The sequence below is a fragment of the Helicobacter pylori SA37A genome, assembly GCF_000476015.1.
In the GTDB taxonomy this organism is placed as follows: Bacteria; Campylobacterota; Campylobacteria; order Campylobacterales; family Helicobacteraceae; genus Helicobacter; species Helicobacter pylori_DB.
This window is the reverse complement of the sequence record NZ_CBOO010000001.1, coordinates 82,993-108,698: the sequence shown is the minus strand read 5'-3', so window position 1 is coordinate 108,698 and position 25,706 is coordinate 82,993. Positions and strand designations below refer to the sequence as shown.

Genomic DNA, 25,706 nt, shown 5'->3' with positions numbered 1-25,706 from the left:
AGGGCATTAGCAAATAATGCTATTTATAAAGGAGAAATGATGAAAGATTTTTTAGAAGATTACAAAAAAAGCGTTTCAGAAAGAGAAAGTGAGAGTATCCCGCCACTCCCCTTAAGCGCTAAACAAGTGGAAGCTGTCGTTGAGATTTTAATGAAAGATCCCACAAACGCCGCTTTCGCTAAAGAATTACTCATTCATAGGGTAAGCCCTGGGGTTGATGAAGGGGCGAAAGTCAAAGCGGAATTTTTAGCCCAATTGTCTCAAAAAAAACTAGAATGCGCACACATTAGCGCTTTAGAAGCGACCACTCTTTTAGGCACGATGCTTGGAGGCTATAATGTAGAGCCTTTGATTATGGGTTTAGAAAGCCAAGACAAAGAAATCGCTAAAGAGAGCGCGAAAGCTTTAAAAACCACTCTTTTAGTTTATGGATCGTTTGATAAAATCGCCGCAATGAGTAAAACTAACGCTTTAGCTAAAGAAGTGATAGAGTCATGGGCGAATGCAGAATGGTTTTTGAATAAAGAGCCTTTGAGCGAATGCATTGAAGCGTGCGTGCTTAAAATTGATGGCGAAACCAATACCGATGATTTAAGCCCAGCGAGCGATGCTTTCACACGAAGCGATATTCCTTTGCACGCTAAAGCCATGTTAAAAAACCGGATTGAAAATTACGAACAACGCATTGAAGCCATTAAAACTAAAGGCGTTCCTGTGGCGTATGTGGGCGATGTGGTTGGCACAGGAAGCTCTAGAAAAAGCGCGACAAACTCCATCATGTGGCATTTTGGTAAGGACATTCCTTTTGTGCCTAATAAAAGGAGTGGGGGCATTGTGATTGGAGGGGTGATCGCTCCGATTTTCTTTGCGACTTGTGAAGATAGCGGGGCGTTACCCATTGTGGCTGATGTTAAGGATCTAAAAGAGGGCGATTTGATTAAAATCTACCCTTATAAAGGCGAAATCACGCTGAACGATAAGGTGGTTAGCGCTTTTAAACTAGAGCCTGAAACTTTATTAGATGAAGTCAGGGCTTCTGGGCGTATCCCTTTAATCATTGGCAGGGGTTTGACGAATAAAGCGCGTAAATTTTTAGGGCTAGGCGAATCTGAAGCGTTTAAAAAGCCATCCGCTTCTAAAAGCGACGCTAAAGGCTACACTTTGGCCCAAAAAATCGTAGGCCATGCTTGCGGGGTAAAAGGGATCTTACCTGGGACTTATTGTGAGCCAAAGGTTACCACCGTGGGCAGTCAAGACACCACAGGGGCGATGACTAGAGATGAGGTTAAAGAATTAGCGAGTTTGAAGTTTGATGCGCCTTTTGTGTTGCAGAGTTTTTGCCATACCGCCGCTTACCCAAAACCTAGCGATGTGAGTTTGCATGCAACCTTGCCTGGCTTTATCACCCAAAGAGGGGGCGTGGCGTTGCATCCGGGCGATGGCGTGATCCATACATGGCTGAATCGCATGGGATTGCCTGACACTTTAGGCACAGGGGGGGATAGCCACACTCGTTTTCCTTTAGGCATTAGTTTCCCGGCAGGGAGCGGGTTAGTCGCTTTTGCAGCGGTTACAGGCACGATGCCATTGAACATGCCAGAATCCGTGTTGGTGCGTTTTAAAGGGGAAATGAATCCTGGGATCACCTTAAGGGATTTGGTGAATGCGATCCCTTATTATGCGATTAAAAAAGGGTTACTCACGGTGGAGAAAAAGGGTAAAATCAATGTCTTTAACGGGCGTATTTTAGAGATTGAAGGCTTGCCTGATATTAAAATGGAGCAGGCTTTTGAACTAAGCGATGCGAGCGCAGAAAGGAGTGCGGCTGCTTGCGTGGTGCGTTTGAATAAAGAGCCGATGATTGAATACTTGAAATCCAATATCAAGCTGATTGATGAGATGATTACAAGCGGTTATGAAGACAAAGAGACTTTGAAAAAACGCAGAGATGCGATGCAAGCTTGGGTGGATAATCCGGTTCTGTTAGAGCCAGATAGTAACGCTCAATACGCCGCTGTCATTGAAATTGATGTGGCAGAAATCACGGAGCCTATTTTGGCATGCCCTAATGACCCCGATGATGTCGCTACTTTGAGCGAAGTTTTAGCGGATACGACCGGCAAAAGACCCCACGCTATTGATGAAGTGTTTATTGGCTCTTGCATGACGAATATCGGGCATTTCAGAGCCTTTGGTGAAATCGTTAAAAACGCTCCCCCTAGTCAAGCACGCCTTTGGGTAGTGCCACCCAGTAAAATGGACGAACAAGAGCTTATTAATGAGGGCTATTATGCGATTTTTGGGGCTGCCGGGGCAAGGACTGAAGTCCCAGGCTGTAGCTTGTGCATGGGCAATCAAGCGAGGGTTAGGGATAATGCGGTCGTTTTTTCCACTTCCACACGGAATTTTGATAATCGTATGGGCAGAGGGGCTAAAGTGTATTTGGGCAGCGCGGAGCTTGGGGCGGCGTGCGCTTTACTAGGGCGAATCCCCACTAAAGAAGAATACATGAATTTAGTGAGCGAAAAACTAGAGAGCCAAAAAGACAAGATCTATCGCTACATGAACTTTAACTTAATGGAGAATTTCAGGCTCTAGTTTTGTTTTCATTAAAAGGGAATGATCCCTTTTATTTGGCTATGGCTGAGTGTTGGGAGAGGATAAAAAGGAGAGCGGTGATGAAAAAAGTCGTTGTGAGTTTATGCGTGGCGTTAGGTTTTTTAAGCGCGGATCCAGCACAAGCCAATAAAGCGATCAGTAATGCGGATTTGATTGAAGAGATAAGGGATTTGAAAAAAATCATCAGCGCGCAAAACACGGAGATTAACCAATTAAGAAAAGTGCAAGAAGTGTTATCTGGGCAATTAGTGGACATGCGTAAGGATATATTAAGCACTAGAGATTATTGCATTAGCTTAAGGCCTTATATTTATAATTGGCGCTAGAGGATCATCAAAACATGAAAGCATGCGCTATTTGATCCTTTGATGCAATCCTTTAATGATTAAAGAAATTAAAGTTGGGGGGTTTGGTTTTCGCTTTGTGCCCTTATAATAGGGATTTTATAGGGTTTGAGTGTCCAAAGCGCGTTTAATCCCACACGCCTTGAAAAAAGTCCTCTTGTTGGATTGTAGGGGTAAAATCAGTCCCCTTATTAGAATTAATTATTCTATAATAAAATTTTAGGAAATTCAGTTTAAAAGATATTAAAAAATGCCATACGCCTTAAGAAAAAGATTTTTCAAACGCCTTGCGCTGATTGTTTCCACTTTTTGCGCGATAAGCTTGAACGCTAAAAGCTATCTGTTTTCCCCACTGCCTCCAGCACACCAGCAAATCATTAAGACAGAGCCTTGCTCTTTGGAATGCTTGAAAGACTTGATGCTGCAAAATCAAATTTTTTCTTTTGTGTCTCAATACGATGACAATAACCATGATGAGAGCCTTAAAACTTATTACAAGGACATCTTAAACAAACTCAACCCCGCATCCATCGCTTCTCAAACTCCAGCTAAAGAAAGCTATGAGCCTAAGATTGAATTAGCGGTTTTATTGCCTAAAAAGGTCGTGGGGCGTTATGCGATTTCGGTGATGAACACCCTTTTAGCGTATTTGAACACCAGAAACAACGATTTCAATATCCAAGTCTTTGACAGCGATGAAGAAAGCCCTGAAAAATTAGAGCAAACCTATAAAGAAATTGAAAAAGAAAAATTCCCTTTTGTGATAGCTTTATTGACTAAAGAGGGCGTGGAAAATTTGCTCCAAAACACCACCATCAGCACCCCTACTTATGTGCCTACGGTGAATAAAACGCAATTAGAAAATCATACCGAGCCTTCTTTAAGCGAGCGCTTGTATTTTGGGGGGATTGACTATAAAGAGCAATTAGGCATGCTCACGGCTTTCATTAACCCTAATTCGCCCGTGATTGAATACGATGATGATGGCTTAATAGGCGAACGCTTGAGGCAAATCACGGAGTCTTTAAACATTGAAGTCAAACACCAAGAAAATATTTCTTACAAGCAAGCCACGAGTTTTTCAAAAAATTTTAGAAAACATGATGCGTTTTTTAAAAATTCTACTTTGATTTTGAACACCCCTACCACTAAAAGCGGCCTGATCCTTTCTCAAATAGGGCTTTTAGAATACAAGCCCTTTAAAATCCTTTCCACACAAATCAATTTCAACCCCTCTTTACTCTTACTCACCCAGCCTAAAGACAGAAAGGATTTATTCATTGTCAATGCCTTGCAAAATAGCGATGAAACGCTTATAGAATACGCCTCCTTATTAGAGAGCGATTTAAGGCATGATTGGGTGAATTATTCCAGTGCAATTGGGCTAGAGATGTTTTTAAACACGCTAGATCCGCATTTTAAAAAGTCTTTTCAAGAGAGTTTGGAAGACAATCAAGTCCGTTACCACAATCAAATTTATCAGGCTTTAGGGTATTCTTTTGAGCCGATAAAAAACGAAAGCGAAACAAAAAAAGAATAATATTTAGATAATTATTTGAATACTTTTATTTTTAATGGGTTTTTAAGAAAGATAGACTATTATGCGAGTGGGAAATTAAAAAGGATTGGTGCGGTGTTAAAATTTCAAAAATTACCCTTATTGTTTGTTTTTATTCTTTACAATCAAAGCCCTTTATTGGCTTTTGATTATAAGTTTAGCGGGGTAGCGGAATCTTTTTCTAAAGTGGGGTTTAACCATTCCAAACTCAATTCCAAAGAAGGGATTTTCCCTACAGCCACTTTTGTAACCGCCACAATCAAGCTTCAAGTGGATTCCAATCTGCTCCCTAAAAACATTGAAAAACACAGCTTAAAAATAGGCGTTGGGGGGATTTTAGGAGCGCTCGCTTACGATTCCACCAAAACGCTCATAGACCAAGCCACGCACCAAGTCTATGGCTCAGAACTTTTTTACTTCATAGGGCGTTGGTGGGGGTATTTAGGCGATGCTCCTTGGAAAGACTCCCGCATAGAATCTGACGCTCACACTCGTAATTATGTGCTGTATAATTCCTATTTATTTTATTCTTACGGCGATAAATTCCACCTAAAATTAGGGCGTTACCTTTCTAACATGGATTTTATGAGCGGTTATACAGAGGGTTTTGAATTAGAATATAAAATCAAACCTAAGGTGTCGTTAAAATGGTTCAGCTCTTTTGGGAGGGCTTTAGCTGCGGGGCAATGGATTAGGGATTGGTATGCCCCTATTGTAACTGAAGATGGCAGAAAAGATGTTGATTATGGCATCCATGCTGTGCAACTCTATTTTTCTAGCAAACATGTTCAAGCCACGCCCTTTTTTTATTTTTCACCTAAAACTTACGAAGCACCCGGGATTAAAATCCATATTGATAGCAACCCAAAATTTATAGGTTTAGGGTTAAGGGCTCAAACCACTATTAATGTGATTTTCCCCGTTTATGCTAAAGATTTATACGATGTGTATTGGCGTAACTCTAAGATTGGCGAATGGGGTTCATCGCTTTTAATCCACCAACGCTTTGACTGCAACGAGTTTAACTTTGGCTTTGGTTATTACCAAAATTTTGGCAACGCTAACGCAAGGATTGGCTGGTATGGTAACCCTATTCCTTTTGATATAAGAAGCAACAGCATTTATGGTTTGGTTTTTAGTAACGCTATTACCGCAGACTCTGTTAGCGGATATGTCTTTGGTGGGGGCGTATATAAAAAATTTTTATGGGGTATTTTAGGCAGATACACTTACGCCACTAGAGCGAGCGAAGAAACCATTAGCTTGAACTTGGGCTATAAATGGGGTTCTTTTGCTAGCGTTGATGTGAATTTAGCATACTATGCGGTGAGCATGCACACTGGCTATAAGGTTAATGATCTCACTAGCCCTTTCAACAAAGCCTTTAAAGCGAACACACAAGACAGGAGTAACCTTATGGTTAGCGTGAAATTCTTTTTTTAAACCCTATTCAATTAGGCTTGGTAGAATTGAGCCATTGTTTTTGGAAATCAATGGCTTTTCTCAATTCGGCTTCTAGCTGGGCTAAAACATCTTTTAAGGGCTTAACATCAATCAAATTGTCTTGCTTGAAAGAATCCAGCTGTTTGTCAATTTGCAAAGCGGCGTCTAGCGCGTCTTGCGGGTCAACCGGATTGCCTAAAGCCTTTTTAATCGCTTCGCCAATTTCAATCGTTTCAGAGCCTTGATGATCTTTTAAGTTAGGATTATTTTCTTTGTCCTTAGGCTTAGGCTCTAAAACCAGGCGCAAGTGTTTGATTTTTTCATGCAAATCGTTAAGCTCTTTTAAGTGATCGGTATTACGCCCCCTATCCACTGCTTTTTCTAAAAGCTTATCGCTCAGGCTCACTAACTGATCGCTTAATTTAATGCTGTTAGCTTGAGCTTCTGTTACTTCATCAATATCAATCGCTGCTAAAGCGCTCACAAAATAAAAGGGCAACGCCCACCTTCTAAAACGAGAGAAAAACTTCTGCATTTACCTTCCTTAAATACGCTATAAAAATGATACTTTTTTAATATGGTGGAGCTGTGGGGAATCGAACCCCAGTCCAAAAATCTTGTCCTAAACACAAACTTCTACAATGCTTAGAAAATTGGTTAGTTTTTTAGCCTTAAAACTAACTCTGGTCCAACTTTCTAAAACCTTGAGGTAGTTTCAAGAGTTCTTGTTTCTTAGTTTAAAAGGCGAACCACCTTTTAAAAGCGTCTAGCTTCTTAAGGTTATGGAGCGATTAAAACGCTAGAAATTCTAATCAGTCCAGCTCCAAAAGGAGATTAACTCACGCAGCTTTAGCGTAAGCTGGAGCGTAATCTGCGTTGTTTACAGTTATTTTTGTTGCTGTTTTACAAGTAGCACTTGGCATGCTATCTGTGCGACAAGAAATCTGTCGAAATCCAAGTCAGCCCCATGATTTTAAAAGCTTGGTTATTGTAACTAACTTTTATTAATGAGCGGCTAAAAATCATTGGTGCACAATATCAATATTTTCATCTTTAGGCTTAAAAACAAAGATTTCATTAGGGATTTTAGGGTTAATTTCTGCTTGAGAAAAAGTGATCGTAACAAGATTGTTCATGTCATCTTTAAATTCCAACGAAAAAGGCTTGCCGTCTTTAAAAACCAAACGATAAGTGGTCTTATTGATAGTCGTTTGAAACGATCCGTCAGTTTGCTTTTTTAACCGCTTGAGAATGGTGAAAAAATCCGTCTTGTCTTTTAAGGGCGTGATAGTCGCTTGGAATAAATTAGGCTCATAAACCACCACTTCCTTATCGTTCATGTAAATTTCTTTTTTTAAGGGTTTTTCATAAACCCATAAAGCCCAATTAGGGGCTTTAGCCTTTAAAACCCCATAATAAACTAAGGGTTTTTCATTTTTTAACACTTGCTTGAAATGCGCGCTAAAACTTTGCAAATTTTGTAAAATTTCTTCTTCTTTAGAAAGGGTTAAAGGATTTTTAGCATAGGCAACGCTCATAAAAATCAAAACCATGCAAATCTTTAAAAAAGCTTTCATTAATCAAACCTTAAAATAATCTCTCATCTTTAATAAAACCCTTTATTTTACAAGACTTTTATTTTATCCATGCTAAAATGGGATCAAAAACTGACGCTTTAATCAAATAAATGGGATTGAAGCACTCTTAAAAGGTTACTACTACCATGATAAAAGCAATCATTGGAAAAATCATTGGCACTAGAAACGATCGCTGGATCAAACAATACAAAAAAAAAGTCCTAGCCATCAACGCCTTAGAGCCTGCTTATGAAAAAATGAGCGATGTTGAGCTGCAAAACGCTTTTGAAGAATTAAAAAATCGTGTGCGATCTGTAGAAAAAGATTTGCAAGAAAAAACCCTTTTAGAAGTTTTACCAGAAAGCTTTGCTATCACTAGAGAAGCGAGCAAAAGGATCTTAAAGATGCGCCATTTTGATGTGCAACTCATTGGGGGCATGGTCTTAAACGATGGCAAGATCGCTGAAATGAAAACCGGTGAGGGTAAGACTTTAGTCGCTACTTTAGCGGTGGCTTTGAACGCTATGAAAGGTGAAAGCGTGTATGTGGTAACGGTCAATGATTACTTAGCCCATAGGGATTCTAAAGAAATGGAGCCGTTGTATCAATTCTTAGGTTATAGCGTAGGCACGATCACCGCAAGCGTGCGAGACGATGATGAGCGCTTAGAAATTTATTCTAAAGACATTGTTTATGGCACTAATAATGAATTTGGCTTTGATTATCTAAGGGATAACATGAAATATTCTTTAGAGCATAAGGTGCAAAAATCGCATGCGTTCGCTATTGTTGATGAGGTGGATTCCATTTTAATTGATGAAGCGAGAACCCCTTTAATCATTTCAGGGCCTGTGGATAGGCGCATGGAAAATTACAACAAGGCTGATGAAGTCGCTAAAAGCATGCAAGTGGAAGTGGATTTCACCATAGACGAAAAAAACCGCGCGATTTTAATCACTGAAGAGGGGATTAAAAAAGCCGAAAACCTCTTTGGCGTGGATAATTTATACAAGATTGAAAACGCCGCCCTATCGCACCATTTAGACCAAGCTTTGAAAGCGAATTACCTCTTTTTTATTGATAAAGATTATATTGTAGCCAATAATGAAGTGGTGATTGTAGATGAATTTACCGGTCGTTTGTCTGAGGGGAGGCGCTTTAGTGAGGGCCTGCATCAGGCTTTAGAGGCTAAAGAGGGCGTGAGCATTAAAGAAGAGAGCCAAACCTTAGCCGATATTACTTTCCAAAATTATTTCAGGATGTTTTCTAAACTTTCAGGCATGACAGGCACGGCTCAAACCGAAGCCACAGAATTTTTAGAAATCTATAATTTAGAAGTGGTATCTATCCCTACTAATCTAGCGATCAAGCGAAAAGATTTGAACGATCTCATCTATAAGAGTGAAAAAGAAAAATTTGACGCTGTGATTCTTAAGATTAAGGAATTGCACGATAAGGGGCAGCCCGTTTTAGTTGGCACGGCCAGCATTGAAAAGAGTGAAACCTTGCACGCTTTACTCAAAAAAGAGCGCATCCCTCACACCGTTTTAAACGCCAAGCAACACACTAAAGAAGCTGAAATCATCAAAGACGCCGGGCTTAAAGGGGCGGTTACAATTGCGACCAACATGGCAGGGAGAGGCGTTGATATTAAACTCACTGATGAAATTAAAGAACTTGGGGGGCTATATATCATTGGCACTGAAAGGCATGAGAGCCGTAGGATTGACAACCAATTAAGGGGGCGAAGTGGGCGCCAAGGCGATCCGGGAACAAGTCAGTTTTATTTGAGTTTAGAAGACAATCTGTTACGCATTTTTGGGAGCGATAGGATTAAGGGGGTGATGGAAAAATTAGGGCTTAAAGACGGCGAACACATTGAATCCAAGCTTGTAACAAGAGCGGTGGAAAACGCGCAAAAAAAAGTGGAAAACTTGCATTTTGAAAGCCGTAAGCATTTGTTAGAATACGATGATGTGGCTAATGAGCAACGAAAAAGCGTGTATAAATTTAGAGATGAATTATTAGATGTCAATTACGATATTAGTGCTAAAATCGCTGAAAACAGAGAATACGTGCTCAATCAAATCTTTTCTAAACTCAAAGCCTTTGACCATCAAAACCTGTCTGAAGAGGAACTTTTAGGGCTTAAAAACATCTTAAAAGAAGATTTTAACGCTCATGTTGAATTAGAAGATTTAGAAAAAGCCTCCCCTATTGAAAAATTTGTGGCTGAAAAATTAAAAAGCGATTATGAAAACAAAATGAAAGTTTTGGATAGCGAACAAAGAAGCCGGATCGAACGCATCGTGTATTTGCAGATTTTAGACAACGCATGGCGAGAGCACCTTTACACGATGGATAATCTCAAAACCGGTATCAATTTGAGAGGCTATAACCAAAGAGACCCCCTTGTAGAATACAAAAAAGAGAGTTATAACCTTTTCTTAGAACTCATTGAAGACATTAAAATAGAAGCGATCAAAACCTTTTCTAAGATCCAGTTTGAAAATGAGCAAGATTCTAGCGATGCCGAGCGTTATTTGGATAACTTTAGCGAAGAAAGAGAGCATGAGAGCGTAACTTACCGCCATGAAGAAGCCTTAGACGAAGATTTGAATATGTCCATGAAAGCTTTTTCTAAAACCCCTAAAAGAAACGAGCCTTGCCCTTGCGGGAGCGGGAAAAAATACAAAGATTGTTGCGCTAAAAGTGGGCCTAAAAAGGGCTTATTTGCCAAATAGATCGTTGATTTTTTTCCTTATCAAGCGTTATTTGCGTTTTGATAAAAGCCAGCCTTTTATTAGTATCACCGCTTTGTTAGCTTTTTTTGGCGTAGCGGTTGGCGTGATGGTTTTGATTGTGGCTATGGCGATCATGAACGGCATGAGTAAGGAATTTGAAAAAAAACTTTTTGTGATGAACTACCCCTTAACGCTCTATACCACAAGCCCTTATGGGATCAGCGAAGAAGTGGTTCAAGCTTTAGAAAAAAAGTTCCCTAATTTGCTTTTTAGCCCCTATTTGCAAACTCAAAGCCTGATTAAAAGCACGCATTCCATGAATGGTGGCGTGGTGTTTGGGGTTGATTTTTCTAAAGAAAGGCGCATCAATGAAGTTTTAAACGACGCTTTAAAAAACATTAATGAAAACGATCTTTTTAAAAACCCTTTTAATTTGATCGTGGGGAAAAGCTTGAGATATAGCTTGAATTTAGATCTCAATCAAAAAGCCGATTTGTTTTTCACCGAATTAGAGCCAACCGGTCTCACGCTCTCCCCTATCATGAAGCGTTTTACCATAAAAGGCGATTTTGATTCAGGGCTAAAATCTTATGACATGAGCTACATGTATGCGAGCCTTCAAGCCATAAGTGCGATCAGGAGGTTGCCCTTAGGGCTTTATGATGGGGTGCATGTCTATTCTAAAACGCCCATGAAAGATATTGAAAATTTACGCAACGCTTTAAAAACAATCAACCACCATGGCATAGGCATTGAAGGGTGGTGGCAACAAAACGGGAATTTTTTCTCGGCGATGGAATTAGAAAAAAGAGCGTTATTCATTGTGCTCATGCTCATTATTTTAATGGCGTCTTTGAATATCATCAGCTCGCTTTTAATGGTGGTGATGAACAGGCGTAAAGAAATCGCCCTACTCTTTAGCATGGGGAGCAGTCAAAAAGAAATCCAAAAAACCTTTTTTTATTTGGGCAATATCATTGGTTTAGGCGGTGTGATTCTTGGGGTGGTTTTAGCGTTTTTAAGCATGTATCTTTTAAGCGTGTTCCCTATCATCTCGCTCCCAGCAGATGTCTATGGCATTAACACCTTGCCTTTGGATTTGTCTTTAATGGATTTTACGCTCACTCTCATAGGTTCTGTGATTATCGTAGGGCTTTCTTCTTATTACCCGTCTAAAAAAGCTTCTACTATTGACGCTTTAAGCGTGTTAAGGAATGAATAAATTAAAAAAATAAATAATATTGAGATGAAATAAGGCTTTGAGTGTCTGTATTTGACTGACAAAGAAAAATTTTATTCTCAAAATTAAAAAAAACCATAATATTATGCTAGTATTAACGCACGACTTAGTTAAGAATTAACTTTGTAAGTCGGACTTCGTAGAAAAAAGGACAGAAGATGAACAGACTGATTAGATGTTTAAGATCTGCAAGAAAAAATTTTCTTTGAACGGTGTTGGCTTACTCTATTTAGAATTTTTGGTTTATACTAAAGGTTAAACGCATGAACTACAAAGTTGCATCTGCTAAAAATATCGCAACGCTTCTTTTTTTATTCTCTTCTCAAAGTGAAGCTCTTGATTTGGGTAAAATCGCTAAAATCAAAGCGGGTGCTGAAAGTTTCTCTAAAGTCGGTTTCAATAACAAACCTATCAACACTAATAAAGGGCTTTACCCTACCGAAACCTTTATGACGGTCATGGCCTACATGCAAGTGGATTTTACGGAGCTCTTGCCCAAAAGCGCTACGGCTAACGGGCATCATTTAGACGGGAGCCTTGGAGGTTGGGGGGGTGCCGTAATTTATGATAGCACTAAGGATTTTATTAACGAAGTTACAGGGAAAACCTATGGGGCTATGGCTTGGAACTATGTGGGCTATTGGGGCGGTCTTGTGGGGCAAAAACCATGGGCTAGTTGCGGGTTAGCCACAGGGAATTTGACTCAAGGCCAATACGATAAGATGACTCAAGCTGAAATGACGCAGTTGTCTGATCAAGAAGCTTTAGCGGCTTCCACTTGCGCAAAAGGTTATGCCGCTCACACCAGAAACTATGTGATTTATAACGCTTACTTGCGCTACAACTACAAGGATATTTTTCAAATTAGGGGCGGAAGGTACGAATCCCCGGCGGATTATATGAGTGGTTACAACCAAGGCTTGGACATGACCTTAAATTTAGGGAATTTCAAATTCTGGTGGTTTAGCTCTTTTGGTCGTGGCTTTGCCTATAACGAATGGCTTTATAATTTCTATTCGCCTAAAACCTACACTCTTAAAAACGGGCAAACCATAAACCCAGGGGTGCATGCCTTTTATATCATTTGGAATTACAAGGGTTTCAGCATTCAGCCTTTTGTCTATTTTTCACCCTTTAACGAATACGACCCTAACTTTACGATCACTTATGATAGTAACCCCACTTTTACCGGATTAGGGTTTCGCTCTCAAACCGATGTTACCGTGCTTAATCCCTTTTATGCTAAAAGATTTTGGGACACCTATCAATTTGGCATGCCAGCCGGTAAAAACGCGCATAGTTTGATGATCAAACAAAAGTTTGAATGGAATGAATACAATTTTGGTTTTGGGATTTATAAATCCTTTGGGAACGCTAACTGGATGATAGGCTACCATGGTAACCGCTTAGGCTTTGACTTTTGGACGAACACCGTTTATGCAAACACCCTTAACTCTTTGTCTTACATGATGGATGCGAACGCTTTCACCGTGTTTGCCTTTGGCGGTGGGGTGCATAGGAAATTCCTTTGGGGTTTATTGGGGCGTTTGACTTATGGGCCTAGGGCGAACGAACAAGTCCTATCGCTCAACTTGGGCTATAAATTCACTAAAAATTTCTCAGCCGACATTAAATTTGAATATTATAATGTGTTGATGCATCAAGGCTATAAAATGGGGTGGAACGGGCCAAAATTAGACAGCCAACCCGCTACCGATCAAGACAGGAGCCACATTTTTACCGAGATAGTGTGGAAGCTTTAAACTCTCTTTAAATAACAACCCTTATTTAAAGGGTTTGTTAAAACGCCCAGCCTAAAACAGCCATTAAAAACCGCTTTATCGCCCATTTTAGGGCTTGTTTTTAAAAAGCGTTAGGATTTTTAAACTTTTTTTATTACGCTATTTTTGGCTCCGTGATACTAAAACTTTTTAAAAATGGGCTTTTTTGTTCTTGTCATTTTAAAATTTGTTTTATTAAACTTATCACAAAACTCAAAAACTCATTTTAAACTTTTATCTAAAACTCATTTTATAAGGGGATAGGGGGTATTTTGAAATAATTCTCCCCCTAACCCCAAGAAGACCGCCTTAAAAAATTATCGCTTGATTAAAATCAAGCTCTTTTATTATTTGATTATAAAAAATGCTTTTTAGCCTTTTTTAGGTTTTATTTTAGTTGTAAAACTTATTTTTTTAAAACCCTGATTTTAGCACTCATTAAATCGTGGTTTAAAGCTTTTTTGATGTTTTCAAATTGGCGTTTTTTGTTTTTAAGGCTAATGATTTCATTATCCAAAGCGCTTAAAATGTTAGCGATAGCGATTTGTTCGTTTAGAGGGGGTAGGATAACTTCGCATTTCTTTAATTCATTCATGTTAATTTTACAAGGGATAGCCTGTAATAAAGAATTGTTTTTTAATTCCTTTTGAAAAAAGTTTGATTGAATGAAATAATGCAAGTAATAAGAATTAAAATATTTTGACTGCTTAATCACTGCTAGGGTTACATAGATACTAAAAGGATAATTCCAATTGACAACTTTTGAAACTCCAATAGTCCCTATTCTTGTCAATAGAATATCGTTATACTCGGGTCTGTTTTGATTAGTGGCTGTCAAATAATCTTGCTGTGATATAAATTTACTAGGCTTATCGCTTACAATATTTTCTACACTAAAAAAAGCAACACCATAATGTGTGTATTGTGGAGTTTGGTGCGTGCCATCAAAAATGTGAGCAATATCCCCAAGCCTTACTTTTTGCCAATTTGAGGGCAGCATTAATGCGTCCATGCGTTCTTTTGAATGGTTTTAAAAAAGATAACGCGCTCTATTTTATGCATTTTGCCCCCCCTTCTAAATGGCTAATGATACGATCAAGGCTTTAAGCCCTCATCGCGCGCATGGAGTTGGCTAAGGCTAAAAGCGTAACCCCCACATCGCCAAAGACTGCTTCCCACAAGCTCGCTACCCCCATAAGCCCTAGCACGATAAAAACGGCTTTAATCCCTAAAGCGAACAAGATATTTTGCCAAATAATGCTTTTCGTTTTTTTAGCGATCGCTAAAACTTTCACTAAAGAGCTTAAGGAGTCATTGGTGATCACAATGTCTGCACTTTGCTTGCTCAATTCTGAGCCTTTCCCCATGCCAATCCCCACATCAGCGCTCGCTAGAGTTGGAGCGTCATTGATGCCATCGCCTACAAAAATCGCCGGGGCTTTATAGCGTTCTTTAAAAGTTTTAAACACGCTCGTTTTTTCTTCAGGCAACAAGCTCGCATGATATTCACAGCCTAGAGTTTGAGCGATGCTCTCAGTCGCGCTTTTTCTGTCCCCGCTCAAAATGCAAAAATTTTCTATCCCTTGCGCTTTTAAATCCCTTAAGCACTCTATGGCGTCATCTTTAATCTCATCGCTAATGACGATATAGCCCACATAAGTTTGGTTAAAAGCCACATGCACGATCGTGCCGTTTTCTTTGGAAGGGCTGTGCGCGATATGGAATTGATCGAGCATTTTTTCATTCCCTGCGATGATTAGATCCGTATGGCATTGCGCTTTAACCCCCATCCCGCTCAATTCTTCATAATTTTTAATGTCATGCTGGTGCTTATCGTCCTTTAGCATTTCTTCGCATGCTTTTTGAATGGATAAAGCGATAGGGTGCGTGGATAAAAGCTGCGAACAAGAAGCGTAATGCAAAACTTCTTCTTTAGAATGCCCGTTTTGTGGCACAATATCTGTTACTTTAAAAACGCCTTTAGTCAAAGTGCCGGTTTTATCAAAAGCGATGCTTTTAACTTGGGTAAGCACCTCTAAAACATGCACGCCTTTCATTAAAATGCCCTTTCTGCTCGCTGCTCCCACGCCTCCAAAATACCCTAAAGGCACAGAAATCACTAACGCGCAAGGACAGCTCACCATTAAAGCCACAAGCCCCCTATAAATCCACTCATCAAAGCTCCCCATAGAAAACAAGGGCGGTAATATAGCGATCATTAAGGCAATGAATAAAACGCTTGGGGTGTAGTAGCGTGAAAATTTAGTGATAAATTTCTCCGTTTCGCTCTTTTCATTCGTGGCTTGTTGGACTAAATCCACCACTTTAGCGATAGAAGAATCTTTATAAAGTTTTTCTACTTGAATTTCAAGGACCGCTTTTAGATTCAAGCTCCCCCCTAAAACTTTAGAGCGTTCGCTAACATTAACAGGCATAGACTCCCCACTCAACGCCCTTTCATCTAGCAAACTTTCGCCCTTAACTACCACGCCATCCACAGGCACTTTTTCGCCGACTTTCACCACCACAATGTCATTAATTCTTAAATCTTCAGGCGCGACACCCACTAATGCATCGCCCTTTTTCAAATAAGCTAAATTAGGAGCGACATCCACTAAAGCCTTAAGGGATTTTTTAGAGCGAGCGATAGCGAGTTTTTGCAAAAATTCGCCCGCTGAATAAAACACCATAATAGACACGCTCTCTTCATAAGCCCCCACGCAAAAAGCCGCAATAGTCGCAATGAGCATCAAAGCGTTTTCATCAAAAAATTGCCCTTTTCTAAGCCCACGAAACGCCCCTAAAATCACATCTTTACCGCTCACTAAATACACTAAAGCCAACACGAAAAACATAGCCTTTTCAATGAAAGGGCTAGGGTTTAGGTGTAAGATTAAAATCGCGCCTAAAAAGACAGCGATCGTAATGATGAGTGGGGTAAAACTCAAGGGCTTTTCTGCGGCCTCTTTAAAAGACAGGCTCAAATGCGGTTCGTTTTGCTTGATGAAAGCCTTAACCTTTTCAAAATCGCTCGTATCCAAAAACAGCTTACTGGTGCTGAAATTGATTTGAGCCTTTTTCACATAGTCCAGTTTGTTTAAATCCCTTTCTAATTTAGCCGCGCAATCAGGGCAATCCAAATTGTGAATGTGGTATTCTTGCATTTTCTCTCCCTTATAAAAATCCTTTTAAGAAATCTTTCTAAAACTCAGCGCTTTAAGCACATGAGTTTTTTCTATATCCTCGCAAGCGTTTAAATCCGCAATCGTCCTAGCGACCTTTTTGACCTTATTAACAGAACGCATGGACAGATTAAACCTTTCAACCGCCTGCTCTAACAACTTTTTTGCTTCAGCGTTTAAAGGGCAAAATCGTTCGATCTGCTCTTCATTAAGCTTACCATTAAAAGCGCTCTGTTTCCTTAACTTTTGCTGTTTGAAAGCTAATAATACTAATTGATGCATCTCTTTTGAAGTCCAAGAATGCGACGGCGTGTCTTTATAATTCCCCTCTTCCATTTGCACGAACAAATCAATCCTATCCAAAAAAGGCTCGCTCAAGCGGTTTTTATACTGCGTGATTTCTCTATCTTGGCAACGGCATGCTTTGGTGGTGCTGAGTAAATTCCCGCACAAGCAAGGGTTTTGAGCCCCTACAAATAAAAAAGAGGTGTCGTATTCAATCTTGCTATGCACTCGTGAAACCACCAATTTATTGTTTTCTAAAGGCTCTCTCAAAGCTTCTAAAATATCCTTTTTAAAATGAGGCAATTCATCAAAAAAAAGCATGCCGTTATGCGCTAGCGCGATTTCGCCGGGTTTTGGCTCTCTTAGAGAGCTTGAGCCTAAAATGCTGGATTTTGAAGCGCTCTGGTGAGGGTTTCTAAAGCTCCTTAAGGGGTAATAGGCGCTGTCTTGCTCGCTTAAAATGCGTAATTTTGTCGCTTCTAAGATTTCATTCAGGCTTAATGGAGGCAAGATATAACGCATGCGATTAATAATCATGCTTTTCCCACACCCTGGACTTCCCTCTAAAATCAAATTATGAAACCCAGCGCTAGCGATCAAAGCGGCTTCTTTAGCGACAGCTTGCCCCTTAACTTCTTTAAAATCTAAGGCATAGGCGTCTGAAAAATAATACTCTTTATCGTTCAATTCTATCGTTTTAAAGGGTAGTTTTTTTGTGTGGGTGTCTGCTTTGATTTCAGGGTTTTGCAAGATTTCTAAAGCTTCTTTAAAATGCTCCACAAAAAAACATTGCAAATTAGGGATGAGCGAAAAAAGCTCCTCATTCGCTTTAGGCGCAATGACTTTAGCATGGGGGCGTTTAATGGCAATGTCTAATAGCATGGGGAAAATGTTAGGGTTGGGTTTGATCTTGCCATCAAGCCCTAACTCCCCAAAAGCAAACCACTCTTTAAAAGCCAATTCTTGTTTTTGCAAAGCGATTAAAAGAGCGATAGGCAAATCAAAATGGCTCCCGGATTTAGGCAAATCTGAGGGGGAAAGGTTGATGGTGATTTTTAAAGGCGGGAAAGTGAAATCGTTATTCTGTAAAGCCGATTGGACCCTCTGTTTAGCTTCTTGGATAGAGTTATTAGCCAGGCCTGAAATCACAAACGCCGGCAAAGCCCTTGTGAAAGTCGCCTCCACAGCCACGATTTCTGCCACCCCCCTTTGCATGGTCGCGCAAAATATCGTGTTAATCATGGTGGTTACTTGTGTTTTTGTTTTTTTTGCAGCTCTTTGAGTTCTTTTTCAAATTTCTTACGCTTCAAAATGGATAATTTATCCACGAATAACACACCATTGAGGTGATCTATCTCATGCTGAATGGCTACCGCTAAAAGCTCGCTCGCTTCTAAAATTTTCACTTCAGCGAAGCGGTTTTGATACTCTATCTTAACCTTTTCAAAACGCTCCACTTCTTCATAAAATCCCGGCACAGACAAGCACCCTTCTCTATACATCATTGACCCCCCAGTTTCTATAAACTTAGGGTTAATGATTTCCAAGCAGTCTTCTTTGTGTTGCACGCCGTCTTCTCGTGGGAGATTGATAATAAGCATTCTTAAAGGCAAACCCACTTGAATAGCGGCTAACCCTATCCCCTCACTAGCGATCATAGTCTCATGCATGTCATCTAGTTGTTGGTGGAGTTTTGAATCAAAAGAAACGACCTCTTTAGAAATCGTTCTTAAGATTTTAGAAGGGTAATGGATAATCTCTAATAACGCCATGCAATCACTTCACATTTTTCTGTAACACTTTATCAATCAAGCCATACTCTTTAGCTTCTTTAGCGCTCATGTAAAAATCCCTGTCCGTGTCTTTAGCGATTTGTTCCAAACTCTGCCCTGAGTTTTGAGCCAAAATAGAATTCATCAAGCCTTTAAGCCTGAGAATTTCGTTAGAAATGATTTCAATATCGCTCGCTTGCCCTTGAGCCCCCCCTAAAGGCTGGTGGATCATAATCCTTGAATGGGGCAGTGAAAAGCGCTTGCCCTTAGCCCCACAGCTCAGTAAAAACGCCCCCATAGAAGCCGCTTGACCGATGCAAATCGTGGAAACATCAGGGCGGATAAAATTCATGGTGTCATAAATGCTAAGACCACTTGTTATCACCCCACCGGGAGAATTGATATACAAGCCAATGTCTTTTTCAGGGTCTTCGGCTTCCAAAAACAAGAGTTGGGCCACGATAGAAGACGCCACGCTGTCATTAATTTCACCGCTCAATAAAACGATGCGATCCTTTAAAAGGCGTGAGTAAATATCATAACTGCGTTCGCCACGCTCTGTATTTTCTATTACATAAGGAATGTATCCCATCATTTTTCCCTTTTAATTGTTTAACCCACTTGAGTTTTTTGAGCGTTAGGCCTCATTTTTTCCAAAATTTCTTGCTGCTCTTTAGGCAGGTTTTTATCTAACAAATAAGTCAGCACCCGATCTTCAATCATCGCCATTTTCACCGCCGCTAACATGTTATTTTTGCGGTATTGTTCAATGAGACTTTCTGGGTTTTGCCCTGTCATCATCGCTTCATAATACAAGGTTTGAAAGACTTCATTGTCATGCACGCCAATCTTTTCTTCCTTCGCTAAAGCGTCAATGACGAAAGTGATTTTCACGCTTTTTGTCGCATCATTCCTAAAACTTTCACGCTTTTCTTTGGCTTTTTCTTGACTTTCTTGTAAGGATTTGACTTCCTCAGCTTGCATGGAATAAAGAGCGTTCCTGAATAACAAATCCATTTCTTGCTCTATGATCGTTTTAGGCAAATCAAAAACGATCTTTTCATCTAAATTTTCAATCAATTTTTCTTTCAACTCTTCGTTATAGAGTCTGGCTTTATTTTCTAAAAACAACTGCCCTTTAACCCTTTCTTTTAAAAGCTTTAAAGTCGCATTCTCTTCATTGGCTAGCACGATTTTAGCGAGTTCGTCATTGATTTCTAACACTTCACGCGCTTGAATCTGGTGCAATTTCACTTTAAAAAGGGCTTCTTTGCCGGCTAAATGCTCTGCGTGGTATCCGCTAGGGAAAGTCAAAGGGAATTCTTTTTCTTCGCTAGCTTGCATGCCTAAAAGAGCCTTTTCAAAATCTTCTAGCATTTGCTTATTGCCTAAAATCAAACTGAAATTCTCAGCCTTGCCCCCTTCAAAAGGCGCATTATCTATAAAGCCTTCAAAATCAATCGTCAATTTATCGTCGTTTTGAGCCTTTCTTTGAGCGTCAGCATCCACAAATTTCGCATAGTCTTTAGCGAGCTGTTTCAAACGCTCATTAATTTTTTCTTCATTTGGAATTTCCACTCCCACGCTAGGCACGCACTCTTTGATCTTGTCTAAAACAATCGTGGGTTTTAAGCCGATGTCCGCTTCTATTTCAAAATGCACATCTTTTTTTTCAAATTTAGTGAAATTGGGGCTACCGATGAGATCCTTATTTTCAATCCCTAATTCTTTAAGAGCGTTTTTTAAAACCTCTTGGATCATCTCTTCTTGAGCGTCTTGTTCAATTTGGGCTTGATAACGGGTTTTCACTAAACTAAGGGGGACTTTACCTCTTCTAAAGCCATCAATCTTAACTTTTTGGGCGATTTTTTGAGCGATTTTATCATAACGCTTTTCTAAATTTTCAATGGAAGGTTTAGCGCTCAAATGGGCGTTAGCGGTGTCAATCTTTTTCACTTCAAGATTCATTTTTTTCCTTAATGGCTAAAAAATTAAATTTTTGTATCATTATATCTTAATTTGTTTTAATTCTAGTTTATAAAAAGCGGTTAATTCTGGTTTTCAAAAATTTAAAAAACTAAAAATCATAAGTTGAAGTGAGATAGACAGAAATATTGCGCTTGAAATGAAGGGTGTATAAAGGGGTTTTAAAATAATCATTGGTTAAAAAAGGGATGCGTGCGCCAAATTCTATCGCCCAATTCTTATACCTTGAAAAGCGGTAACGATACCCCACATTCAACATCACTTGAAACATGTAAGGGTGATAAACGCTCAAAGGATCTTTAGCCCACTTTTTAAAAATCTTTGTTTCATAAAACCAGGTTTCTCCCACGAAATTCATCCCTAAAATCAGCGTTCCAAAAGCGCGTTTGTATAAAAAGTCAGCTCCCGCGCCATAAAAAATAGCGTTAATAAAAGTCTCTTTTCTTTGCAATTTTTCTCTATAGCTTTTAGGGATTTGTGAACTCTCCCTCAAACTATCGCCCAATATGCCCTTATTTTTAAGAAAAAACCCATAAGCATAATCCAAAGAAATATAAAAACGCAAACCATAGCGCTCTTTTTTAGGAAAAAATTGTTTATAGCCATAAATCAAACTGACTTCAGCAAAAGGAATGTCTCGGTATTTTGAATGGTTTTCAAATTTTTCCCTACTCTGTAGCCATGACATTTGCACCACGCTTGTGCCATAATAATGGGAGCTTTTGTCTATGTTAAAAAGTTTTCTTTTGGGCTTTTTAGGCTCAGTAAAACATGGGGGGTGGGTTTTGCCCCTTAAACACTTCTTGGCTAAAAACCGCTGGTATCCTAGATCTTTTTCTTTGATGATGGTATAAGTAACCAGATCATCAGCCCTTAAATACACGCTCAAAAAGAACGCTAAAACACCCCCTTTAAGCAGTTTGTTCAAGCGTTCTTTTCTTATGCGTTATTTGTCTTTATCGGTTTCTTTTGCCTTTTAATTCTTTGGCGTCTTTTTGATAAGATTCTAAATTCTTTTGAGTGAGTTTTTTGTCTATTTCTTGCATGATGCTTGCAAAAATCTTGTTCAAAGCGCTCTTGATCGCGTCATTAGAATTATCCGTCCCCTTAACCATAGTGCTAACTAACCCTCCGCTATGGCTTGAATGGGTGGTTTTTAAGAATTTTTCTTGAATGTCTAACTCGCTCAAATCCATCGTAAAGGAATCTAAAGATTCCCCACTCATAGGCTCTAGTATGGTAACCTTGACAAAACCGGCCGGGATTAAAACCCCTTCCATTTTATCCAAACCGGTAGAGAATAATAACCCGGGTTCTGATTTTTTCTGTATGGTTCTTTTAGGATCGGGGCGTAAAACAATTTCGCCATTCATAGCGACAGCCAAATACCCTTCTTTTTTTTGCGCAAAAGAAAAATCGTCTTTATCGCTGCTATCCACATTGATAACCTTGTAGCCCTGATTTTGCAAGATCTCTTCAACCTTAAGCGTGGTTTGATTTTTGAATTTGTTTTCATACTCTTTAGCAATATTATCGCTGTATTGGAAAGCTGGCTTTAAAAGTAAAATCTTTTCATCTAACGCTTGAACCTTCTCGCTAGCTGGATGGTAATTCAATTTCAAAGCGACTTCATTGGTTTCAATAATATGCGGGCTACACCCCACTAATAAAGCCACCACGCTCGCGCCTAAAAGGCATTTTTTCCATGCAAAATCCTTAAAATGACCATTTGTTTTCATCGTTCTATCCTTGATTGTAATATTTTAGACTTCTATAACAACAAACCCGAAGCAACCAACACGCTTTTGTTGTCAAAATGTTATTTTACCCTAACATCTTTAGATTATCAGTTTTTTTCTATTTTTTAGCGTTATAATCCCCGCTTTTGCCTCCACTTTTATGCTCCAACATCACACCGCTAATTGTCATGCTCTTGTCAATGGCTTTCACCATGTCATAAATGGTTAAAAGCCCTATGCTCACACTCATTAGCGCTTCCATTTCTACGCCCGTTTTAGCTTGAGTTTTGACTCTCGCATAGAGTTTAAAACTGCAAGTCTCTTTTTCTTCTAAAATATCAATATCCACCCCATTGAGCATGATTGAATGGCACATGGGAATGAGCTCGCTTGTCTTTTTAGCCGCCATAATCCCAGCAATAATAGCAGTCTGTAACACCGGACCCTTTTTAACGCCATGATTGATAATAGCGTCATAAGCCTCTTTATTCATGCTGATACGACCGCTTGCTAGAGCGATTCTTTCAGTGGTTTCCTTATCCCCTATATCCACCATTTTAGGCTGATTTTCTCCATTCAAATGAGTGAGCGGCATTTTTTTATCCTATTGTTTGGGGCGAAACGCTTGAATGTTTTTTTCATTCACTTGCATGCAATTCCCTAAAATCAAATCCACGCAATAAGGAATCGCTGGAAAAACCGCTTCTAAGCATTCTCTAATGCTTTTTGGCTTACCAGGGAGATTGACAATCAAGCTCTTATTCCTGATGCCAGCGCTCTGGCGCGACAGGATCGCTGTAGGCACATATTTTAAGCTAGTCATTCGCATAAGCTCTCCAAAACCAGGAAGCATTTTTTGGCACACTTTTTCTGTGGCTTCTGGGGTTATGTCTCTTAAAGCAGGGCCTGTGCCTCCTGTAGTAACGACTAGATCGCATTGGTATTCATCGCACATTTTAATCAGCGATTTTTCAATCAAATCCCTTTCATCAGCGACAATTTCATAATGAAATTCTAAAGGATTGAGCAGGTATTCGCTCATCACTTCTTGTATCGCCTTGCCGCTTAAATCTTCATAAATCCCTTTTGACGCTCTATCGCTCGCGCTCAAAACGCCTATATGAATCGTTTGCATTTTAACTCCTTTTTAAGCTAAAAGCCCACTCCCTTTTAAAGGGTGGCTTCTTTCTTTAGCGTAAATGCGTTTATTATCAATCAAATCGTATTTCCAAATAGGGGCGTTACGCTTAAAATCTTCAATAAAATCTTGGTATAGTTCTAAAGCGTTTTTTCTATTCTTTCCCATTAAAACGCATAAAAATGAGCTTTGCCCTATCAAAACATCGCCCAGGCTGTGCGCCATTTTTAACACCACGCCCAAGTCTTTGGCTTTATGGCGCCATTTTTCAAACCAAGTCTTTAACAACGCTTCATAAATATCAAAACTCAAGCCTTGAATGTTACCCTCTTTTCTCACAATCCCCACAAACACACAAAACGCTCCAAAGTTTTTCGCGCAAGCTTCCTCTTGGTAGGCTTTCAAAAGCTCGCTAGTATCCAATGCCCCTTGAACGATTTTTAACACCTAGCCCCCACAAACCGGTGGTAATAAACTGATCACATCGCCATCTTTTAAAGGCGTATCCAAATTGTCTATCAAGTGATCATTAAGGGCTATCGCGCAAACGCCCAACCACTCTTTTAGGCCCTCTTTTTCTTGTAAAATCGCTCTTAATTCCTTCAAATCATTCGCTTTGATGAAAAAATTTTCTTCTTTTATGGGTCCAAAAAATCGCACTTCTACCATTATCTTACCCCTATATTGCACCTTTTAAAGCATGATTTTAAATATTTTTAAAACCTCTTTGAAAAGTGCTTTTAGTTCTCACAATAAATGCCCCATTTTGAGCTTTTTAACTTCCAAATACCCTTGATTGTGTTCATTAGCGCACACGATCAAGCTCTCTCTTGTTACCTCAGCGTATTTTTCTAAAGCGACGATCTTTTTAGGGTTGTTTGTGAGTAAGCGCATTTTTTTAATATGGTAGTATTCTAAAATTTCACCCGCAACACTATAATCCCTTTCATCGTCTTTAAACCCTATCATTTCATTGGCTTGAATGGTATCATAGCCCTTATCTTGCAAAGCGTAGGCATTGACTTTGTTAAATAGCCCTATCCCACGCCCTTCTTGGCGCAAATAAATCACTAGTCCCCCTTCTTTAGAAATCCTTTCTAACGCCATTTGCAACGCCCCTCCGCAATCGCATTTTTGAGAGCCTAGAGCATCACCCGTTAAGCATTCTGAATGCAAACGCACTAAGGGGTTTTGAGAAAAATTAGGGGTGAAAATGACTAAATGATCTTTAGAGCCATTAGAACCCTTTTCTCTAAAACACTGGATATAAAACTCCCCAAATTGAGTGGGTAATTTGGCTTGGTTAGAGACTTCTAATCGTTTCAAGGATACTCCTAAAATTAGTTTTAAAAACGCATCTTTTAAAAAAAGGTATTCTATCAAAACTCTTTATAATTTTCTTAAATTTTAAGCTCTTAAAATTTGTAAGTCAAATTCAAGCCATTGGGGCTTAAATTAGAACGGATTTCATGTTTATTATAAATCCCTAAAGCTTCCCCAAGCCCTAAATCCCTAATCACAAAGCCGATAGGATCCATAAGAGCGATAACCAAACGCCCTAAAAATAAAGAGCCAAAAAGCTTGCCTTGGTTGCGTTGGATATAGCGCGTGAGCTGGTAAAACCCTTCCCCTAAAATAGAGCCTAATAAAGGCGTGATCACTAAATCCTGCCAGCTAGGCACTTCCACAAACGCTTCCAAGCCATATTCCCAAAAAAGCGTGGAAGTGATAAAAGAAAAAAACGCTGATGCCATCCAGCCAAACCCAGCCATGCGCGGTTGCATATAATACATAGCCCCAAAATAAGGGTGCAAAATTTCATTGAAAATAAAACTATCATTGTCCAGTTTTGGCCCCATGCGGACATTTTCAAACCAGCTTTTGACACCAAACTTTTCTTTATCCCAATTCGTTACGCTCTCTGGCATGAGATACAACCCCACAATCCCTATCACCAACGACACGCCCAAAATCCCAATACTTGCGCCTAAATATTTCCAACGGCTATTTGGGGCATAAGGGATCGTATTGCTCTTTTTAAACTTCTTTTTAAAGTGTTGCCAAATAAGATTTTTAGGGCTTCGTTTGAGCGTTTCTTCTAATTGAATGCTGTTAGCGTTTAAAAAACTACAGCCTAACCCCCAAATAATAACGCAAACCATCCAAATCTTTTGGAAGGTTTTTAGGAATATTTTCAATAATATTTTTAGGAATGTTTTTAATGAAATCAGCATAAACTCTATTATTACTCTCATCAGGTTGCAAACTTTATTGCTTGACTTAAAAAGAGTTTATTAT

General features: G+C 39.4%; 22 protein-coding genes, 1 other RNA gene and 1 pseudogene. 7 read left to right on the top strand and 17 right to left on the bottom strand.

Annotated features, from left to right (window positions below; genetic code table 11):
• The first annotated feature begins 39 nt into the window (after positions 1-39).
• The 4 genes from acnB to hofE all read left to right on the top strand — a co-directional run bounded on the left by acnB (position 40) and on the right by hofE (position 5,964).
• On the top strand, positions 40-2,598 hold the full coding sequence (gene acnB / locus QT76_RS00540; RefSeq protein ID WP_033616218.1) for a bifunctional aconitate hydratase 2/2-methylisocitrate dehydratase: 2,559 nt from the start codon (positions 40-42) through the stop codon (positions 2,596-2,598).
• A 41-nt stretch (positions 2,599-2,639) separates the two neighbouring features.
• Positions 2,640-2,945: a hypothetical protein gene (locus QT76_RS00535; RefSeq protein ID WP_195741856.1), complete on the top strand. Its 306-nt coding sequence runs from the start codon at positions 2,640-2,642 to the stop codon at positions 2,943-2,945.
• Positions 2,946-3,213: 268 nt separating this feature from the next.
• Positions 3,214-4,503, top strand: coding sequence for a DDE transposase (locus QT76_RS00530; protein WP_033616120.1), 1,290 nt, complete (start codon positions 3,214-3,216; stop codon positions 4,501-4,503).
• 93 nt (positions 4,504-4,596) lie between these two features.
• Positions 4,597-5,964 carry an outer membrane beta-barrel protein HofE gene (gene hofE / locus QT76_RS00525; RefSeq protein ID WP_033616217.1) on the top strand — a complete coding sequence of 456 codons (1,368 nt, stop codon included), beginning with the start codon at positions 4,597-4,599 and terminating at the stop codon, positions 5,962-5,964.
• Between the two features lie 7 nt (positions 5,965-5,971).
• Here the strand turns inward: hofE and QT76_RS00520 are convergent, their stop codons facing one another.
• From QT76_RS00520 to lolA, 3 genes are all read right to left on the bottom strand, one after another.
• Positions 5,972-6,499, bottom strand: a complete 528-nt coding sequence (locus QT76_RS00520) for a hypothetical protein (RefSeq protein ID WP_033616118.1) — start codon at positions 6,497-6,499, stop codon at positions 5,972-5,974.
• Positions 6,500-6,542: 43 nt separating this feature from the next.
• Positions 6,543-6,931: a transfer-messenger RNA gene (gene ssrA, locus QT76_RS07855) on the bottom strand.
• 55 nt (positions 6,932-6,986) lie between these two features.
• Positions 6,987-7,541, bottom strand: coding sequence for a LolA-like outer membrane lipoprotein chaperone (lolA, locus tag QT76_RS00510; protein ID WP_033616117.1), 555 nt, complete (start codon positions 7,539-7,541; stop codon positions 6,987-6,989).
• 146 nt (positions 7,542-7,687) lie between these two features.
• Here lolA and secA point away from each other — a divergent pair, with 146 nt between their 5' ends.
• From secA to hofF, 3 genes are all read left to right on the top strand, one after another.
• On the top strand, positions 7,688-10,285 hold the full coding sequence (secA, locus tag QT76_RS00505; RefSeq protein WP_033616116.1) for a preprotein translocase subunit SecA: 2,598 nt from the start codon (positions 7,688-7,690) through the stop codon (positions 10,283-10,285).
• Positions 10,275-11,507, top strand: a complete 1,233-nt coding sequence (locus QT76_RS00500) for an ABC transporter permease (protein WP_033616115.1) — start codon at positions 10,275-10,277, stop codon at positions 11,505-11,507. Before secA ends, QT76_RS00500 begins: the two co-directional genes overlap by 11 nt.
• Positions 11,508-11,788: 281 nt before the next feature.
• Positions 11,789-13,288 (top strand): outer membrane beta-barrel protein HofF, encoded by a 1,500-nt coding sequence (gene hofF, locus QT76_RS00495; RefSeq protein WP_033616114.1) that lies wholly within the window; start codon positions 11,789-11,791, stop codon positions 13,286-13,288.
• 436 nt (positions 13,289-13,724) lie between these two features.
• On the opposite strand, the pseudogene QT76_RS00490 reads toward hofF, so the two are convergent.
• From QT76_RS00490 to QT76_RS00425, 14 genes and pseudogenes are all read right to left on the bottom strand, one after another.
• Positions 13,725-14,318: pseudogene (locus tag QT76_RS00490) on the bottom strand (restriction endonuclease subunit S); the annotation flags it as partial.
• 91 nt (positions 14,319-14,409) lie between these two features.
• Positions 14,410-16,470 (bottom strand): heavy metal translocating P-type ATPase, encoded by a 2,061-nt coding sequence (locus tag QT76_RS00485; protein WP_033616111.1) that lies wholly within the window; start codon positions 16,468-16,470, stop codon positions 14,410-14,412.
• A gap of 24 nt (positions 16,471-16,494) precedes the next feature.
• Positions 16,495-18,015 carry a YifB family Mg chelatase-like AAA ATPase gene (locus QT76_RS00480; protein ID WP_033616110.1) on the bottom strand — a complete coding sequence of 507 codons (1,521 nt, stop codon included), beginning with the start codon at positions 18,013-18,015 and terminating at the stop codon, positions 16,495-16,497.
• A 5-nt stretch (positions 18,016-18,020) separates the two neighbouring features.
• On the bottom strand, positions 18,021-18,545 hold the full coding sequence (gene def, locus QT76_RS00475; RefSeq protein WP_001185872.1) for a peptide deformylase: 525 nt from the start codon (positions 18,543-18,545) through the stop codon (positions 18,021-18,023).
• A 4-nt stretch (positions 18,546-18,549) separates the two neighbouring features.
• Positions 18,550-19,137 (bottom strand): ATP-dependent Clp endopeptidase proteolytic subunit ClpP, encoded by a 588-nt coding sequence (gene clpP / locus QT76_RS00470; RefSeq protein WP_000540576.1) that lies wholly within the window; start codon positions 19,135-19,137, stop codon positions 18,550-18,552.
• Positions 19,138-19,157: 20 nt separating this feature from the next.
• Positions 19,158-20,513, bottom strand: a complete 1,356-nt coding sequence (gene tig, locus QT76_RS00465) for a trigger factor (protein ID WP_033616109.1) — start codon at positions 20,511-20,513, stop codon at positions 19,158-19,160.
• A 109-nt stretch (positions 20,514-20,622) separates the two neighbouring features.
• Positions 20,623-21,459 carry an outer membrane protein gene (locus QT76_RS00460; protein ID WP_033616108.1) on the bottom strand — a complete coding sequence of 279 codons (837 nt, stop codon included), beginning with the start codon at positions 21,457-21,459 and terminating at the stop codon, positions 20,623-20,625.
• 28 nt (positions 21,460-21,487) lie between these two features.
• Complete coding sequence (gene hpaA, locus QT76_RS00455) at positions 21,488-22,270, bottom strand: flagellar sheath lipoprotein HpaA (protein ID WP_033616107.1); 783 nt, start codon at positions 22,268-22,270, stop codon at positions 21,488-21,490.
• A 118-nt stretch (positions 22,271-22,388) separates the two neighbouring features.
• Positions 22,389-22,865 carry a cyclic pyranopterin monophosphate synthase MoaC gene (gene moaC / locus QT76_RS00450; protein WP_033616106.1) on the bottom strand — a complete coding sequence of 159 codons (477 nt, stop codon included), beginning with the start codon at positions 22,863-22,865 and terminating at the stop codon, positions 22,389-22,391.
• Between the two features lie 9 nt (positions 22,866-22,874).
• Positions 22,875-23,405, bottom strand: a complete 531-nt coding sequence (gene mog, locus QT76_RS00445; protein ID WP_033616105.1) for a molybdopterin adenylyltransferase — start codon at positions 23,403-23,405, stop codon at positions 22,875-22,877.
• 12 nt (positions 23,406-23,417) lie between these two features.
• Entirely contained in the window at positions 23,418-23,855 is a 438-nt protein-coding gene (locus QT76_RS00440; protein WP_033616104.1) for a molybdopterin synthase catalytic subunit, read from the bottom strand.
• Positions 23,856-24,077, bottom strand: coding sequence for a MoaD/ThiS family protein (locus tag QT76_RS00435; protein ID WP_000230570.1), 222 nt, complete (start codon positions 24,075-24,077; stop codon positions 23,856-23,858).
• Positions 24,078-24,155: 78 nt separating this feature from the next.
• The gene (gene ribA, locus QT76_RS00430) at positions 24,156-24,734 is read right to left on the bottom strand and encodes a GTP cyclohydrolase II (protein ID WP_033616215.1); all 579 of its coding nucleotides are present in this window, start codon (positions 24,732-24,734) and stop codon (positions 24,156-24,158) included.
• 89 nt (positions 24,735-24,823) lie between these two features.
• Positions 24,824-25,570: a DUF3943 domain-containing protein gene (locus QT76_RS00425; RefSeq protein WP_229303887.1), complete on the bottom strand. Its 747-nt coding sequence runs from the start codon at positions 25,568-25,570 to the stop codon at positions 24,824-24,826.
• Positions 25,571-25,706: the final 136 nt, after the last annotated feature.